The organism is Alicyclobacillus fastidiosus, from assembly GCF_026651875.1.
GTDB classification, from domain to species: domain Bacteria; phylum Bacillota; class Bacilli; order Alicyclobacillales; family Alicyclobacillaceae; genus Alicyclobacillus; species Alicyclobacillus fastidiosus.
In genome coordinates this window covers 94,654-111,470 of the sequence record NZ_CP104067.1, presented here as the reverse complement: position 1 = coordinate 111,470, position 16,817 = coordinate 94,654, and the positions used below count along the sequence as shown (strand labels likewise).

At 47.1% G+C, this 16,817-nt stretch carries 13 protein-coding genes and 2 pseudogenes; 5 read left to right on the top strand and 10 right to left on the bottom strand.

What is annotated here, in order from left to right; genetic code table 11:
• Window positions 1-644: 644 nt before the first annotated feature.
• Window positions 645-1,487, top strand: a pseudogene (locus NZD89_RS29375) (CsxC family protein); the annotation flags it as partial.
• Between the two features lie 109 nt (window positions 1,488-1,596).
• Here NZD89_RS29375 and NZD89_RS30040 read toward each other — a convergent pair.
• From NZD89_RS30040 to NZD89_RS00480, 5 genes are all read right to left on the bottom strand, one after another.
• On the bottom strand, window positions 1,597-3,294 hold the full coding sequence (locus NZD89_RS30040; RefSeq protein WP_268005931.1) for a hypothetical protein: 1,698 nt from the start codon (window positions 3,292-3,294) through the stop codon (window positions 1,597-1,599).
• A gap of 725 nt (window positions 3,295-4,019) precedes the next feature.
• Complete coding sequence (locus NZD89_RS29365) at window positions 4,020-4,274, bottom strand: transposase (RefSeq protein WP_369125231.1); 255 nt, start codon at window positions 4,272-4,274, stop codon at window positions 4,020-4,022.
• A gap of 582 nt (window positions 4,275-4,856) precedes the next feature.
• Complete coding sequence (locus NZD89_RS29245; protein ID WP_326492900.1) at window positions 4,857-6,677, bottom strand: glycosyltransferase; 1,821 nt, start codon at window positions 6,675-6,677, stop codon at window positions 4,857-4,859.
• A gap of 518 nt (window positions 6,678-7,195) precedes the next feature.
• Complete coding sequence (locus NZD89_RS00485; RefSeq protein ID WP_268005930.1) at window positions 7,196-7,519, bottom strand: manganese efflux pump; 324 nt, start codon at window positions 7,517-7,519, stop codon at window positions 7,196-7,198.
• 52 nt (window positions 7,520-7,571) lie between these two features.
• Window positions 7,572-8,027, bottom strand: coding sequence for a manganese efflux pump MntP (locus tag NZD89_RS00480; RefSeq protein WP_268005929.1), 456 nt, complete (start codon window positions 8,025-8,027; stop codon window positions 7,572-7,574).
• Window positions 8,028-8,521: 494 nt separating this feature from the next.
• Between NZD89_RS00480 and NZD89_RS00475 the strand changes: the two genes are divergently transcribed.
• Together NZD89_RS00475 and NZD89_RS00470 are read left to right on the top strand one after the other, a co-directional pair.
• Window positions 8,522-9,028 (top strand): GNAT family N-acetyltransferase, encoded by a 507-nt coding sequence (locus NZD89_RS00475; RefSeq protein ID WP_268005928.1) that lies wholly within the window; start codon window positions 8,522-8,524, stop codon window positions 9,026-9,028.
• 179 nt (window positions 9,029-9,207) lie between these two features.
• The gene (locus NZD89_RS00470; RefSeq protein ID WP_268005927.1) at window positions 9,208-10,206 is read left to right on the top strand and encodes an EamA family transporter; all 999 of its coding nucleotides are present in this window, start codon (window positions 9,208-9,210) and stop codon (window positions 10,204-10,206) included.
• A gap of 143 nt (window positions 10,207-10,349) precedes the next feature.
• Here NZD89_RS00470 and NZD89_RS00465 read toward each other — a convergent pair whose 3' ends face one another.
• The 4 genes from NZD89_RS00465 to NZD89_RS00450 form a co-directional block, all read right to left on the bottom strand.
• Window positions 10,350-10,622, bottom strand: coding sequence for an EamA family transporter (locus NZD89_RS00465; protein ID WP_438938748.1), 273 nt, complete (start codon window positions 10,620-10,622; stop codon window positions 10,350-10,352).
• Window positions 10,623-10,777: 155 nt separating this feature from the next.
• Window positions 10,778-11,728: a hypothetical protein gene (locus NZD89_RS00460; RefSeq protein ID WP_268005926.1), complete on the bottom strand. Its 951-nt coding sequence runs from the start codon at window positions 11,726-11,728 to the stop codon at window positions 10,778-10,780.
• Window positions 11,718-12,011 carry an SDH family Clp fold serine proteinase gene (locus tag NZD89_RS00455; protein ID WP_326492936.1) on the bottom strand — a complete coding sequence of 98 codons (294 nt, stop codon included), beginning with the start codon at window positions 12,009-12,011 and terminating at the stop codon, window positions 11,718-11,720. The genes NZD89_RS00460 and NZD89_RS00455 overlap by 11 nt, the downstream gene beginning before the upstream one ends.
• A gap of 356 nt (window positions 12,012-12,367) precedes the next feature.
• On the bottom strand, window positions 12,368-12,802 hold the full coding sequence (locus tag NZD89_RS00450) for an Hsp20/alpha crystallin family protein (RefSeq protein WP_268005925.1): 435 nt from the start codon (window positions 12,800-12,802) through the stop codon (window positions 12,368-12,370).
• Between the two features lie 304 nt (window positions 12,803-13,106).
• Between NZD89_RS00450 and NZD89_RS00445 the strand changes: the two genes are divergently transcribed.
• Both NZD89_RS00445 and NZD89_RS00440 read left to right on the top strand, forming a co-directional pair.
• Window positions 13,107-13,436 (top strand): hypothetical protein, encoded by a 330-nt coding sequence (locus NZD89_RS00445; RefSeq protein WP_268005924.1) that lies wholly within the window; start codon window positions 13,107-13,109, stop codon window positions 13,434-13,436.
• Between the two features lie 133 nt (window positions 13,437-13,569).
• The gene (locus NZD89_RS00440) at window positions 13,570-14,268 is read left to right on the top strand and encodes an IS6 family transposase (protein WP_268005923.1); all 699 of its coding nucleotides are present in this window, start codon (window positions 13,570-13,572) and stop codon (window positions 14,266-14,268) included.
• A 904-nt stretch (window positions 14,269-15,172) separates the two neighbouring features.
• Here the strand turns inward: NZD89_RS00440 and NZD89_RS00435 are convergent.
• Window positions 15,173-16,661 (bottom strand): annotated as a pseudogene (locus NZD89_RS00435) (IS5 family transposase).
• Window positions 16,662-16,817 lie beyond the last annotated feature (156 nt).

Below are 16,817 nucleotides of genomic sequence, written 5' to 3'. Positions count from 1 at the left end.
TGGACGCATTCCTGCATTAACGGGCAGTAGTATCCAATAGCGCCACTGCTAAATCAATACATAGAGTATCCATTTATGATGATTGAAAGAGCGTAGCACAATTACCCAAGTCAGGTGATTCGTGGCTCTTAACACTCTTGTTCGAACATAGGAATCGTCTCTAATTCCAAAAACATCGTCGTATTAAGTTGGGGCATTCGTCAAACGGCGGATGCCTTTCTTTGTGCGCCCGGCGTGCGCGCACTGTTATGGTCCCCTCGTGTACATGCCCATAGCGGTAGCCAAAGCTATACTGACATCTGTCTCCACGTCCGGACAATCACATTTTCCCTAATTACCATAATGTTGGATATGAAACGGATATTACAGAGCCTCAAAATGCCTGAATAACATTTCATAGTATGAAATCTCATACTCAATCATATCGCCTAGGCGTATGTTAATCGCCCTCTCGCCATGTCGACCTTGGTCATCGATGCCAAAGCCTCTAATTAGCGCTACATCTGTCTTTCTACGGCAAATATTTTGCATATCATCCACACGAATCAAATATAGCCCGCTTACTTCACCCAACGCTGGGCTATAATCCGACATCGTTTCTTCTTGTAATGAATTCTGCAATGTCTTTGCTTTGATCCAAGCAGATGTTCTCCACAAAACGTCGATCTTTAACTGTGGTTTTGAGGAAATTCCACATATGCCTTCCGGTATTTGTCCAAGAGTATCCGAAGAACAAGACATATTGTGTGGTGTCAAATAAGGAGGGATTAGTATTGGCTGATTCGCCTATTAATGCATTGGATTTAATGTGTGACAACACCGCTGTGGCACCTAGCCTCACAGTAGGTCCCATCGTAACAAAGGTACCGGTCGTACTTGCTGAGGTCGCGGTACAAGTGAACACGGATTTTACGTTCACTGTCCCCGCACCAGTACTTGAAATCAAAACCATTGACAAAAGGGTCAACTTAACGGAATCTCTGCTAGCACTTCCATCAAACAAACTATTTTTGAAAGGGTTTGTACGTAAGAATATTCAGTATGCGACGCCCACCACTTTCACCGGGACATCTGTTAGTTCCAACATTGAATCTCTCACCATTGACGTACCGTTCAGCTGCGTGACGGATTTAACAGGGCGTTTTCTCAACCTACCTACTCCCATACGTACAAATTCTCGGTCAGAATTTGAATTCTTTACTTCTACACCGTTGGCTGGTCAACCTGGATTCGCGGCAAAGGATGTATTGTCCATGGGCGACCTGGCGGAATTTAATCAAATCAGTACTGAGAACTTCAACGAATTGCCGTTCGTTGAACTCATTTCCGCGACTATCACGGAATTTGACTTATCGATAGGTCGCACACCAGGTACAGTAGTGGTTCCTCCGCCTACTCCGACCATAGCACCGCCATTCGAGGAAGGTACTTTTACGATGATTGAGGAAAAGATGGTCATCGATATCACACTGAAGGTATTACAGAAGCAGCAAGTCCAATCGGGAGCCACAGGTGCTACAGGTGCTACAGGTGCTACAGGTGCTACAGGTGCTACAGGTGCTACAGGTGCTACGGGTGCTACGGGTGCTACGGGTGCTACGGGTGCCACCGGAGGAACTGGAGCCACTGGAGCCACTGGAGCCACTGGAGCCACTGGAGCCACTGGAGCCACTGGAGCCACTGGAGCCACTGGAGCCACTGGAGCCACTGGAGCCACTGGAGCCACTGGAGCCACTGGAGCCACTGGAGCCACTGGAGCCACTGGAGCCACTGGAGCCACTGGAGCCACTGGAGCCACTGGAGCCACTGGAGCCACTGGAGCCACTGGAGCCACTGGAGCCACTGGAGCCACTGGAGCCACTGGAGCCACTGGAGCCACTGGAGCCACTGGAGCCACTGGAGCCACTGGAGCCACTGGAGCCACTGGAGCCACTGGAGCCACTGGAGCCACTGGAGCCACTGGAGCCACTGGAGCCACTGGAGCCACTGGAGCCACTGGAGCCACTGGAGCCACTGGAGCCACTGGAGCCACTGGAGCCACTGGAGCCACTGGAGCCACTGGAGCCACTGGAGCCACTGGAGCCACTGGAGCCACTGGAGCCACTGGAGCCACTGGAGCCACTGGAGCCACTGGAGCCACTGGAGCCACTGGAGCCACTGGAGCCACTGGAGCCACTGGAGCCACTGGAGCCACTGGAGCCACTGGAGCCACTGGAGCCACTGGAGCCACTGGAGCCACTGGAGCCACTGGAGCCACTGGAGCCACTGGAGCCACTGGAGCCACTGGAGCCACTGGAGCCACTGGAGCCACTGGAGCCACTGGAGCCACTGGAGCCACTGGAGCCACTGGAGCCACTGGAGCCACTGGAGCCACTGGAGCCACTGGAGCCACTGGAGCCACTGGAGCCACTGGAGCCACTGGAGCCACTGGAGCCACTGGAGCCACTGGAGCCACTGGAGCCACTGGAGCCACTGGAGCCACTGGAGCCACTGGAGCCACTGGAGCCACTGGAGCCACTGGAGCCACTGGAGCCACTGGAGCCACTGGAGCCACTGGAGCCACTGGAGCCACTGGAGCCACTGGAGCCACTGGAGCCACTGGAGCCACTGGAGCCACTGGAGCCACTGGAGCCACTGGAGCCACTGGAGCCACTGGAGCCACTGGAGCCACTGGAGCCACTGGAGCCACTGGAGCCACTGGAGCCACTGGAGCCACTGGAGCCACTGGAGCCACTGGAGCCACTGGAGCCACTGGAGCCACTGGAGCCACTGGAGCCACTGGAGCCACTGGAGCCACTGGAGCCACTGGAGCCACTGGAGCCACTGGAGCCACTGGAGCCACTGGAGCCACTGGAGCCACTGGAGCCACTGGAGCCACTGGAGCCACTGGAGCCACTGGAGCCACTGGAGCCACTGGAGCCACTGGAGCCACTGGAGCCACTGGAGCCACTGGAGCCACTGGAGCCACTGGAGCCACTGGAGCCACTGGAGCCACTGGAGCCACTGGAGCCACTGGAGCCACTGGAGCCACTGGAGCCACTGGAGCCACTGGAGCCACTGGAGCCACTGGAGCCACTGGAGCCACTGGAGCCACTGGAGCCACTGGAGCTGGACGGGTGCTACTGGGGCTACTGGAGTATTAAACTTTGCAGATTTTTTTGCATTGATGCCTCCTAATAATGCAGCAACAGTTGCCCCCGGTACAGACGTAAGTTTTCCGGACGATGGACCTACCAGTGGGACTACTATTACCCGTACTGGTCCCAGTTCATTTAACTTGTCTGCAATTGGCACTTATCAGGTCTTGTTTCAGGTGAGTGTGACCGAAGCGGGCCAACTGATTTTAACTATCAATGGCGGTGATCTAGACTATACGGTGGTCGGAAGAGCAACAGGTACTTCTCAGATAGTAGGAATGGCTCTTGTGCAAACGACAGTCATCAATTCAGTACTCACTGTACGAAATCCTGCTGGCGAATCAACGGCCCTAACCATCACTCCTCTCGCCGGAGGAACAAGGTCTGTTTCAGCACACCTTGTTATCACACAACTCGCATAGTGGGAAATAGAAAGACATACTCGAGCCAATATCCATGCAGCGTCTGCCGCAGTCCGTTTTGTCAGCTCGTGCATGAGGAACGATTGCGAAAGGCACGGCTATTCCAGATTAGCCGCGTCTCCGAAAAAACCTTCAGGGGTATGAGTGTTCAGTCTATACGCCTCCCTTCAACCTTGCAACCGGACAAACTGAGTCGTGTCAGTTTGTCCGGAACAATAAGGAACTAGTACTGTACGATCCCATAGGCACCGGAACTATGCAAAGCAATTACTTAGGGTCTAGTGAATAATCGATAAATCCAGTCCTAGGAGCATGTCCGAGTAATATCATTTGAAAAATCATTAGGTATTTCCAATTTAAAGCATTTTCAATTTAATCGATCAGGTTGATAGGATATAGCCGTTTTCTTGATTGTGGGTACATTGACGGGTAGGGGGGTAGCATCGACATCCGGCCCACTCTAGCTGTAACGGAAAATCTTCAACAGGTTGTGGCACATGGCCACCAGCGACCATTCACCTCGGGCGTTGGAGAGTCCTGGCACGGAGAATCGTTCGAAACCTCGGCAACTCTTGATTTGTCCGTATACGGGTTCGACAATCACCTTGCGCCGGGCAGAGATGGAATGGCCTTCCTGGTTCTCAGTTTCCGGGCCATGCGCTCCGGATGGTACAATGTTTCGGAATCCGACCTCTTGGCGAATCTGGTACCTCATTGTGTTTTGAGCGTCGCGTTACAATGTATGAGTCAATGCCTTTCTCCTGCAGCCATGTCACATCTTCCTTGACAGTCATCGCGTTGCAGTTGTTGGTCATGAATCTGGAGAAGACCCTTCGGGCTCCTCTTATGTCCATGTTGAGTTTGCTGATGAAAAGCGCTGGTCCCGACATGATCACGCTGCGACTGGCGTGAAGCCCGGATTTGCGTTTGTTCAGCATCCCCTATTTACAGATTCGGTCGAACGACCGTTCTGGTTTAACTGCGACATCAAACACAATGCAGTCAGCATCCTGACTTTGAGCGATACAGTCGAGTAAGATATCTACCTAGAACGACGCAATTCGGTCGTCATCATCAACTAACGCACGTGACGTACTGACCCTGTGCCTGTTCTATCAACAGATTTCGTTTGGCTCCTATAGTGCGATGTTTCTCGAGAAGAACCAAGAATTCTACTGATTTATTCGTTGTTTGACGGTATAACTCTTGTACGATGCCATCTTAAGAAATCCAGGCGTTCCGGAACTGATGGGATAAGAATGGACAACGTGATATCCAACTTCACCACCCCCTACAGTTAATCTTCTGAGAGACGACTTTCAAGGTATGCTTTATTGAGCAACACAAACTCTTGTGTTGGTCGATATCTTCGGGCAATTTCATTATGTTCGAAGGCCTTGCGATAATCCCCCATCCGGTCGTAACAAACGCACAGTTGCAAGTGGGGAAGCCACGTCCAGTATGCGTTGTTCACAAACCCCCAATTGGCATCAGGTTTGGGCAAATTGGTTGCGAGTTCATACCAAAAAGCCGCCTTCTTCCACTCAGATTTTTGGAGGAAATAATATCCCATACGGCAGCAAAAGTCGGCTCGAGGTGTATCATACAAAAATGAGCGTAGAGTGTACTCCTGCTCCTTGTCCGGTTGATTCAGGTTGTGATAGCAATCTGCCAACTTCCCACAGGCTGCAATAACATCTTCAATCCATCCTTGATGTGTATTGAGAAATTGATCATAAACCGCGGCAGCATCCTCGAATCGACGGTGATCTAACAATTCGTTGGCGTAGTAGTATAAGTCTCGTGGTTCAAAGGTCTCACCCCGTGCCAATCGAGCCTCATAAATTCGGATGTTTCGATCCGATTCATGTTCTACACTGACGTGTGTTACTGCGATATCACTGTTGAGGATATTGCCTCCCACTAAGAGGTATTCGTGGACGGCTCCATGCCAACGAAACTTGTTCGCCCGTTTTACGAGGCGGTTCCTACGTGATTTCGATGTGACGTTGCCATCCTGATCGAAAGAGAGATGGTACTCCATGCTCACGGAATCAACAGAGAAGTTCAGGGATTGTTTCAACTCGGCAAGCTTTTTCCGATCTTTTTCATAGATTACATCATCAGCATCGAGCCAGAGAATGTAGTCCATAGTGGCCCGATCGAACGCAAAGTTCCGTGCGGCTGCAAAGTCATGGATCCATTCGAAGTGATAAATCTTATCAGTATATCTCTTAAGAATTTCAACTGTATCATCTGTTGACCCGGTATCCACTACGATAATTTCATCTACGATGTCCCGTATAGAATTCAAGCATCGCGCAATGGTCTCTTGCTCATTTTTTACAATCATACACAAGCTAATGGTAATCGGCATTTCAAACATCAAATCGTGAATGTTCTGTCCCCACTTCTCTGCAGCCTTGAGTTTATTCTGGACTAACAGTTGAGCAAAGTTTACGTCCGTGATGTTACGGACTGTCACATGACCTACGTGATGGACGAAGGAGTCATAGACAATCCGTAGAGAGTATCCAGCTTGAAGCGCCCGCAAGCATAAATCATCATCCTCGTAATTGCCGATTCCGAAGCGTTCGTCAAACCATCCGATTTCATCAAGGACTGAACGCTTTACGAGCAGGCAAAAACCGACGATACGGCGCGCCGAAGCCCATTGACCTGAGTGTTGCTCGCAATGCTCCTTGGCGAACCTGTCGAGATCTGATAATTCGTGATATGTGACAGGGATTTGCTGCTGTCCGCTTACGTAATTGGAGACAGGTCCTACCATCCCCACGCGCTCATCGCTGTGCAATTCCCTGAGCAAATTTTTCAACCAGTTTTTCGTAACCACCGTATCATTGTTGAGAAACAACACACTGTCACCACTTGCAGCCTCAATGCCTTGATTGCATCCCTTGGGAAATCCCAGGTTTGTCTCGTTACGAACTAGTTTTACGTCCTGTTGGTCTTTGAGACTTTGACTCGTTTCATCCGTTGACCCGTTGTCGACCACGATTAGTTCATATGGTTCCGGTGTATGCAGTCGTATACTTTCCAGGCACGCTTTAGTCACCGTCCACTCATTGTGCGTCAGGATTACAATGCTCGTTAACATGTTTTCAGGATCACCTCGGTCTGGTGTTGCACCACTTTCCATCGTTTTCAATGAAATGGTTGCATCCATTTCCTGTTTATATGATCCTGTACATTTAGCCGGTACGGACGCGTGTCCCGACTCTGCTCGACACATGACACATTGGCAGGTCTAATACCGTAAGCAGACAGGTGTAGGGCCAACATTTTAACAAAAACATACGCTAATACATTTTTTAGGGGAATCAGGCTTGCTTAAACTTGTACAATCGTCGATTGAATCCATTCGAGAAGTGAATTCGTGGAGAGACGAATGATCAGGGTGGTAGAGGCATCTATAACCCATTTGATCGTGGAAAATAAAGTTGGATACCCAAAAATAAAGTCGTACTGTATCCTAACTGCAATGACTCATGACGTGAATCGGCCCCGGAAATGTTGGGTAGACAGGAACCTGTTATACATGAAATCCGTATAAGTATTCATTCTAGGGATGGAAGCGTTCTTGCATTATTGGGCAGTTTAACGACACAACAATATTCAGACACCTATTTTTTTTGCTAAATTCACTTCTTCCTGTTTCTCCTGTTTTCTTTGGATTAGTGCCTGGGCGATGATGAAGACACCCAGGCATATCAAGATGGATCCTCCGATAAGATTCGCTACAGAACCAATATAAGATGAGACAAAAATCCCCGAGATGCCACCGATCAAGGCGGCTAATAAGGATGTTGTCGCAATCACCAGTACAGATTTCCAGGGCACATGTATTTTACGTGACCCATAGGAAAGACCAATTCCAATGTTGTCCATATTGAAGGCAACCCCGATAACGATTGCCATTATTAAAGATGAAATGTTCAAGGGAAATTCCCCTTTACTGGATTATCACCACTGTTGTTTTCTATCGGCTCGTTTATCCTGTAACTTGATGAATCCCGACTAAGATCAATAAGAGTCCAGCGGCAAAAGACGAGTATTCACCGAGCAGTCTTGCGAGAATACCGATGCCTACCACGTTTCCGAGCCAGATCATGATGTAGCCCCAGATGGCAATACTGAAGACAATTACCCATATCGTAGATGCATTAGAGACAGTAGCCCCAAATCCGATTGCCAAATTCGTAAATGACAGTGCGAAGCCCAGAACAATTCCTTGTTTCCACCCTGGTTTTTGGATACGTATTTGTTTGTGGGTACGGGAAACTCGGGGATGCAGGTATTTGGAATACCAGAAAAATAACCCGATGTAAACGAGAACAATGCACGCTGCCCAACCTGCTTGTGTAACCGTAATATAATGAGCGATGACTTTTCCCATGTACGCACCTAAAAGTGCCGTACAAAACCCCAACTGCGTTGATGATTGCATTCACCCAATGGGGAAATTTGATCTTTTCACTTCCGTAAGCGATACCTGTACCACAGTTGTCGAAATTCGAGCCAATTCCAATCAAATTCGCTGTAATGAACGCACTTAACCAGCCCATTTTCCCTACGCCTCCGCCTTTCGGTCCTTATAAGGGTATGGGGGCGGACTGTCTTACGAATTGGACAGAACAACCAAGGCATTGGGCAAAGTTGATGACAACTGATCTGGACGAATCCCGCTTCTTGAACATACGGGTGCGAATGTCTGAGAAGGACTCGGACTCCTCGATACATAAATATACAGTATTGGTTCAGAACTGTTACTGCGTTAGCGGGCAGTTTAGCTAAACTACTGTCGGTGTGAAATATGGTATTATTTATATAATTCAAAATGCAAAGGGGTACGCCTGTGTATATTGCGTTAAATCCAGTCCTCAATAAAAATTTCTAGGGGATTGGATAGCGACAATCCCCGTATTAAAGGGGAATTGTATAATGGCGGATTTACAGACGAAACGTCTGCGTATGGTGTCTTGGAATCAAGAACTAGCTTTGGCAGCTATTCATGACAAGGTCGAGTTAGGTCGCATACTGAATGTTGAAGTACCCAATGATTTTCCAAGTGATCCAGTTCGAGAATTCGTATTCCCCATGACACTGAAGGAACTTGAACAAGATCCCAGGGTCGGAAAATGGAGCGGAATGATTGTTCATGTTTCGGATGCTATCCTGATCGGTTCCATGGGCTTTAAATCCCCACCAGATCAACTCGGGAATGTTGAAATTGGGTATGACATTATCTCTGAGTACCAGGGGCATGGATATGCCACGGAGATGGCTCAGGCGTTGATTGAATGGGCTTTCCATCAACCGAAGGTCAGCTGTGTCACCGCAGAGTGCCTTGTCACCAACGTACCGTCTATTCGTGTACTGGAAAAGGTCGGGATGAAAAAGTTATCTCAAACGGAAGACATGATCTATTGGGAAATGAATAAGCGGTGATAAGGGTGAAGGGTAGCCTGCTTTTGGGCTACCTTTTATTCGTGATTTGTTCTTCAGCTAACGGGAAGCGAAAATTCAAGAAACGTTCTTCTGCTAACGGGCAGTTATACGCAATTAGGTAGTTCAGAGCAGCATGATACAATTCAGAATACAGAGAGAAGTGGAGAGGTGGAGTATCTATGGAACATATCGAAAAAATTAGGATTGGTGCATCAAATGTCACCAGTCAAGGTCAGAGTCCCTTGGTATCCACGTGTAATAAAATCTGGCGTTCACGATGGACAGCGGATATCTCGTTGTTGCTTGTTGCCTTGGTTTGGGGAACCACGTATGTGGCTTCTAAGCATGTTGTTTCTAGCGTACCCGTAATGCAATTCCTGTTCATTCGATTTTTACTGACCACAATCCTCATGTTGCCACTGACTTTCGGAGCAATACGTAAAGCGAATCGCTCCACATGGATAACGGGCATTGTCTTTGGAGCATTCTTGTTCGCTATCTTCACACTTGAAACCTACGGTGTGGCGAATACATCTGCCGCAAATGCAGGATTTATCATCAGTCTCTTTGCGGTAATGGTTCCGTTGATACAAAGTGTTGTATATCGAAAGCGACCCAAGTTGACCTTACTCGGTGCTGTGATTGTTTCAGTTCTGGGAACAGCTTTACTGACCTTACATGGATATCACATCAACATTGGGGATTTCTTGGTTCTTGGAGCCGCGTTTTGTCGTGCTGTTCAAATGACTTTCACGAAGAAAATGACAGATGGCAAGGAAATGAACTCAGGTGCGTTAACGACAATCCAATTGGTTCTGGTGCAAAAATATTTGAATACACCATATGTAGTGTGGATTCAGTTACGATACACCACTGTATATTGTGGTTTCGTGAATTTTTGCACCAGAACCATCACACTTTATGGTCCTTTTAAACCTTCTTCGCAAAAGTATGAGAGTGTATCAGTTAACTATAAAAAAATTCACGCTCCAACTCTTTTACTACAAGGGACAGCAGACCCTACAGTTCCTTGGCAATCGGTTCAGTTCTTTTATGATGAGCTGAGACAGACAAATAAAAATGCCCATCTCATTTTAGTTCCTGGTGCTGGTCATGGAGTTCATGACAAAGAAGGACAAACCGACATTAATCAATGGTACAAAGAAACTGGAATGTAAGTATATAATATTGGTCATTTTTTGGTTCAAAAACTTGCACATAACTGCCCGATAGCGACATTTCGGCGTCGGCAACGGGAACGAATATTCATACAAAAACAGTGACAGACAGCCTGTTCAGTTATCGCGTTAACTGAACAAGCTTATGTTAATTTCCTGGCCCATAACATTCCTGCAACAATGCAAGCTCCCCCAATCATAGCAGTCACCGACAGACTTTCACCAAGAATTAGAACTGAAGCTAACGCGGCGAAAATGGGTTCACTACTCATCAGGACGGCAACCCGTGAAGGTGAAGTTCTTCGTATCATGGTCAGTTGAACAAAAAATGCAAACATCGTAGCGAATACCGCTAAATAGCCTGTTATCAACCAAAAAGAGACTGTCAGATGTGTGTAGGATGGATGCTGGAACATGGTGACACCGCCCGAACCAACGGCGACAACTCCTAATTGGATGGTTCTGGTGCAAAAATTCACGAAACCACAATATACAGTGGTGTATCGTAACTGAATCCACACTACATATGGTGTATTCAAATATTTTTGCACCAGAACCGTGTTGAGTACAGTTATTCCATCAAGCTTCCCGACTGCTTCTCCGTCTTTTCCCCAATTTTGGATTGATGATCCGAGGAACTTTTCGGGTTTGATGTCCCCATGCTCTGTTGCTGTTTCGTTTGCTGTTTCGTTTGCTGTTTCGTTTGCTGTTTCATTTGTTGTTGCATTTGTTGTTTCATTTGCTGTTTCATTTGTTGTTGCATTTGTTGTTGCATCTGCACTTGCATTTTTTGTGTTGCTTGTGCCACCGCCATGGTAATCATTTTTTGCAACTCGCTTGCAATTTTCGGATCCTTTAGCAAAGGTATCATTGCATCTGCCATTTCAGAACGCAGGGCGGGCGTAGCCGAAATATCATTGAACCCTTGAACATCTTGAGTCAGTTTTCTGGTCCTAAAATCTTTGTCGTTAAGAATTGCGCCGCTCATCTTTAACGATAGTTCTTTAACGTTTCGTGAAGTGGATGGGTTATTTAGGCTTAAGATCTGTTCATTTACTCCCTGCTGCAGGATTTCTCGTTGTAAAACGGGATCCTTTAATGCTTTCTTTCGAGATTCATTTTGAATTTCGACTAATTGCTGATGTTTTTTTGTGTCGGCATTTATCCCATCCAGCACCGCTAATGTAGATACCATTAACTGTTCCTTACCTGTTGGGTGATTGGTCATCAGTTGATTCATTTGGGTGTTGAATACAATAAGTCTCTGTCGTAGCTCAGGATCGGCCATCATCATCCCTTGTTCTTTCATTGTATTTTGGAGAATCGACCGTTTCGTTTGTTCATCTTGCTGCATCACTTGTAGTCTGCCATCTGAAAATGCTCTTTGAACTGATGCGCTTTTGGCCATACTTTGTGTTGCGTTTTGCATACTCTGAGATTTTTGTCCCTGTCTCCCTTCTTGAGCACATCCTGTTACCACAATTGCACCACAAATCAAAACAGACAGTAACTTATTCTTCATTATTAAGCCCCCCTGTTATACCCACGGCTGTCGAACGAACAAGCAATAAAACACAGGCATTTTCATCTACCACGATTTCATCCGCCGAAAGTGCAATCATCGTTCCGCCTGACATGGCGTAATGCGGGACAAACACAGTAACTTTTGACGGATGGTGGCTAAGTGCGTGTGCGATCTGTTCCGATGCCAAAACAATTCCACCCGGCGTATGCAAGATGAGGTCAATTGGCATGAAATCTGGCGTCATACGAATGGCACGTACAATTTGTTCCGAATCCTCAATCGAAATGTAATTCCTAAGTGGAATTCCAAGAAAACTTATTCGTCTCTTGGCGGTGAATCAATGTGATCACTCGTGTATCCCGTCGGCGCTCCACTTGTCGAATCGCCCGCATGCGTTGTGACTTGATTCAGTATTGACGCCACACAGGTACGAGTGTCTATACGAGGAAGAGCAACCAAAACCACATAACCTCAACACCTCAAGGAATTTGGAAAAGAGGTTGACAGTAACAGACTTCGGTACAAGACGATAAAAATCATGGCTCAGCACAATAGGTGGTGTGATACTGAAATATCTGGGCAAATCGCCCCGACTTATGTATCGCAGACTTCATTGTGCCGAACTGCAAAACCGATTTAGTGAAAATCGACGTCAATTTGCCGACCTATTTGTGCCTGACTTTTCGGCAGCCTGATTTCCAAAATACCACTCTTATATGACGCTTTTGCTCCTGTTTCGCTAACCTCTGTGGGAAGTGGAATTGTTCTGGAAAATTGTCCATAATAGCGTTCTGTCCGATGCATGTTCTCGTCTTTCTGTTCACTGGTACGTTCAATCTTACCGTTCAAATGAAGGTGGCCGTCATGAACGGTGATGTTTACATCTTCCCTCTTCTCCAGTCCAGGGATCTCGGCAGTCACAACTACTTCAGTTTGTGTTTCATGAACATCAACCGGAACTCTCGCCATCCCGGAAAAATGAGTTTCAAACCAATCGCTGTCGAAAATCCGTGGAAAGCGGGAACCATCCTGTTTTATCAGACGAAATGGGTCATAGGGAATAAGCGGCATCCTTGAGGGCACCTCCGGAGTTGTTTTTGAGTTTATGTTGTCCAGGGACCATACAAACATTCCAAAGAAGGGCTTGGCTAGATACCGCTGCTCGATAAACCGCAACAAACCTTGAAAAGATACACACATTTCCTGTTCACCAAGATTCTGAGTTCGTAAGATCAGAGCCTGTACACTCTCTTCGTGTCGGTGCTAGGAACGAGCCGGATAACTGTCAAGTATTCCATAGACAATCGCCGGTACACGCCCGCCTGCATTCACATTACATATGGTGAAACGAACAACATGAGGGAGGGGGAGGCAAATGTATCACCCTTTGTATCCAGTTGCATGCCGACTGGTGGGGCGAGTGGTCGTGGCTCACCATGTTACGGGGAGAAAGTACGTCGGTGTTTTGCATTCCGTGTCTACGTCCGGGATTTACTTGCGTCAATACACGGCAGCTGTCAGTTTTAACCACAATGAAGAGAATTCAGTGGAACTTTCCATCCAAAAGGGTGTTCAGGACGATCAGGTAAGTTTAGTGTATTCACCTCTCGGTTATTTTGCATTCGGCGCACTGACCGGGTTGACACTCGGTGCGCTGGCGACGGCTCCGTATTACGGATATGGTTACGGCGGATATTACTGGTAATCATGAACACGACAAAGGGACACTCTTCCCTTTGTCGTGTTGTTTGCAGCCAAACTCTAAATCGGTTCTGGTGCAAAAACAGCAGGCGTGCTAGTATTGTCCGGATAAACTTCAGGGATGAGGCTGGCATATTATGAATGCGTTCAAATGGAAGCACTTCGAATCTCATATTATCCTGATGGCGGTTCGGTGGTATTTGCGATACAGCTTAAGTTACCGGGACATCGTCGAACTGCTAAAAGAAAGAGGAGTTCAGGTTTCTCATACCACAATCCTGCGATGGGTCCATCAGTTCGGTCCAGAGTTGGACAAGCGTATTCGACGTTATTTGAAGCCGACCACCGATTCCTACAGAGTTGACGAAACCTATATTAAAGTAAAAGGAAAATGGGCTTATCTATATAGAGCAGTAGACTCTAAAGGGCAAACTGTTGACTTCATGCTGTCTTCGAGTCGAGATGTCAAAGCTGCAAAGCGGTTCTTCAGAAAAGCGCTTTCTTCTCCACACAATCAAACGCCGCGAGTCATCACCGTAGATAAAAACCCTACTTACCCTCCGGCACTACAACAATTAAAGGACGAAATGGAGATACCGCAAGAAACCTCCATCCGGCAGACGAAATACCTGAATAACATTGTTGAACAAGATCATCGATTCATCAAGAAAATCACGAATCCGATGATGGGGTTCAAATCGTTTCAAACTGCCGACTATACACTCAAGGGCATTGAGGCTATACACATGATAAGGAAAGAACTGGTCAAGTCACCTCACGTACCTGTCTCTTCCCTCGTAGATTTTATCAGTGAACTCTTCCACTTCGCTGCATAACCCCATATCAACGATATTAGGATCCATCTCTACCCTCTTTTGATTTTTGCACCAGAACCGATTTCTTTTTATCGATACGTTGCAAAACTTTGACAAGACTCATAATTTGGCCACCTCAATATTTGACACCCATTCAAACAATAACCAAGTTTGCAATTGCAACAGAAACGACACTAAGCGGTAATTTAGGAACGAATAGAGTATATAATAAAGGTTCCCGTGGCAGAATTATGAATTTTTAGCAATTAGAGTTACAGTGAGAAAACAATACGAGATAAATAACTACGGCCCTCATAACGCAATATTTGGTCGAGAAATAAAGCTGCCCTTGTTAAGGGGGCATACCGTCACATGAAGCTTTTAATATGACCAACTGATATATCTGTACTTCAGTCAATTCTATACGCCTGCAAGAAATTCGGTTCTTTACACATTTTGATAAGACATTTATCGGTTGTTTACCAATAAAGGGATCCCTTTATAGGCAAACAACCGATAACAAAAGACCTAACCCCCCGCGTCATGCGGGACTTTAACGAAATGGAACTATCGTCTTCGATGAGTGTAAGAAGTCCCTTTCGGTTCTTTACACATCTTGAATTCTCCAAAATAGCACCGTGATCATTGAGGCTCATCGTTGATTACATGCAGGATCAGACTTGGGAACCCGTTTCGCAAATAGCTCACTTTGTCCTAATCTGAAGTTTGTAATTTTCTGAGTACAGTACAAAAAGCGGCATAATCTTAAAAGCACATTATCTTATAGAAAAACGCTATCAGGATCAGTCTTAAACGGATAATGCTCGTGATGCAAGTACCCGTTTCCGTCTTTTAAAACGCCATCCCTGTCTAAATGTCCACAGAATTCGTCAATTGGAAGTTTAACTAGGGTCTGATGAATGAACTACGCAATGACCACGGTCGTGCCGAAATCTGTTCCAAAAAGTTCTCCGAGTATGAGCAAAAAAAGAAGCCGTAGCCTCTTTTCGAGATTCATAATCAGTAACTGGATGGCAATGACCGTCTCGCTTGTCTGCCGAAGGCGCGTTCGCATTAAGCCAAGCCCGTAGATGCGCTTGCCTTCACCAACCAAACTTTCCTTCCACTGCGTTGCGCTCGCCCATATCTTGTTGTTCCATTTTCTTTTGCTCACGGTCGACTTGCTTTGGTGGTCGTCCAAGTTTCGGACCACTCATCCGGATTTCATGGTCTTTGCAGTACTGAAGATTCTCACGTGTCCTGTAGATTTTGTCCGCCAAGATGGTCTCCGGATAATATCCGAAACGCTCAACGTACCGCTCCACTGACTCAATTAGCGTCGAACCCTCGTTGAAGCTGTCCCAACTTGTTCTCTCCATCAGTGTATATCCTTCAACCACACTGATTGACACCTTTGCACCAAACTCCACATTTGCTTTTGCCTTTCCACGTACAATCGGTCGAACGTCGGGTTGTGCAATGCTTACGATTCTATCGTCCACCCGATGACTACGGCTCTGATACATTTCTCGCTGTTGCCGATATAGCTCACCAATGACCAAAAGGTCACGATATTGTCGCCGTGAGAGTGCCATGAGGGGAGTGTAATGTACGAGTTGTTCAATGAATTTCAAGTTCCGTGCCACATAACGCAATTGCCGACCGACAGCCTTGCGAATCTCAGCACGACTCGGCTTACGGTTCTTCGCTGTCCTCAAGTAGTCACGACGTGCTTGACGACGTCGGTCTCTGGGCTTCTTCACTTCGCCCTTATGCGGCGCGTGAAGCGTATCAATGATGTCTTCCAGCTTCTCCCGCGCTCTGTTTAACAGCGACAGGTCTGTCGGATACGCGATGTCTGCCGGTGTACAGGTTGCGTCCAGAATGAGCTTCCCTTGATGGGTTTGAGGCTCCTGAACCTCAGCTTTTGATTGACTGTTTACTTCGGACTGTCCAGATTCCCTGGGGGGTTCATTGTTGTTTTGGTCATCGTCGCCATTCTGCTCATCCTTCAGTCCGGCTTGCACGATCCACTCATTCACTTGGTTGATGACGTCGGGTCCCAACCGTTTGCGAAAATGGGTGAGCAGAGACGGGTCAAACGGGGGTTCTTCTTGATACGCCGGGAGACCAATGAAGTATTGAAGGTACGGGTTTTCCGTGATGTGCTGGACCAAATGACGGTCTGAAAAACCTTCCCGCTCCTGAATAATCAGGGCACCAAGCGCCATCCGAACCGAAACCGCACGTCAGCCCCGAACGTCCTTGCTGAAGTGCTTGCTGTACTCCTGTTCTACACGTCGCCATGGGATATACGAAAGTTGAACCCAGCGGTTGTTCTCGCTAAGTCGTCCCCCAAACGGGAGAAAGAAGTCTCCGGGAAGTATCTGTTGGTCCTGATGATTCGCGTACAATGCCGGTCCTCCAAGTGCACGGTTTTTCGCTTGTTCCGCTCAAAATCGATACACTTTACTTCGACAAATCATACGCTGATTCCTTGCCAAGCGTGGGTTTATGGTTCATTCAGTAGACCCTAACTAGTTCATAGTCATATTCCTTGGCTAACTTGC

What these genes read in the sequence shown, in the direction of transcription:
- NZD89_RS00475 (WP_268005928.1), top strand. Translation starts at nt 8,522, where the DNA reads ATGGCGGATTTACAGACGAAACGTCTGCGTATGGTGTCTTGGAATCAA.
- NZD89_RS00445 (WP_268005924.1), top strand. Translation starts at nt 13,107, where the DNA reads ATGTATCACCCTTTGTATCCAGTTGCATGCCGACTGGTGGGGCGAGTG.
- NZD89_RS00450 (WP_268005925.1), bottom strand. Translation starts at nt 12,802, where the DNA reads ATGCCGCTTATTCCCTATGACCCATTTCGTCTGATAAAACAGGATGGT.
- NZD89_RS29245 (WP_326492900.1), bottom strand. Translation starts at nt 6,677, where the DNA reads ATGTTAACGAGCATTGTAATCCTGACGCACAATGAGTGGACGGTGACT.
- NZD89_RS00460 (WP_268005926.1), bottom strand. Translation starts at nt 11,728, where the DNA reads ATGAAGAATAAGTTACTGTCTGTTTTGATTTGTGGTGCAATTGTGGTA.
- NZD89_RS00465 (WP_438938748.1), bottom strand. Translation starts at nt 10,622, where the DNA reads ATGTTCCAGCATCCATCCTACACACATCTGACAGTCTCTTTTTGGTTG.
- NZD89_RS00480 (WP_268005929.1), bottom strand. Translation starts at nt 8,027, where the DNA reads ATGCAATCATCAACGCAGTTGGGGTTTTGTACGGCACTTTTAGGTGCG.
- NZD89_RS29365 (WP_369125231.1), bottom strand. Translation starts at nt 4,274, where the DNA reads ATGAGGTACCAGATTCGCCAAGAGGTCGGATTCCGAAACATTGTACCA.
- NZD89_RS00470 (WP_268005927.1), top strand. Translation starts at nt 9,208, where the DNA reads ATGGAACATATCGAAAAAATTAGGATTGGTGCATCAAATGTCACCAGT.
- NZD89_RS00440 (WP_268005923.1), top strand. Translation starts at nt 13,570, where the DNA reads ATGAATGCGTTCAAATGGAAGCACTTCGAATCTCATATTATCCTGATG.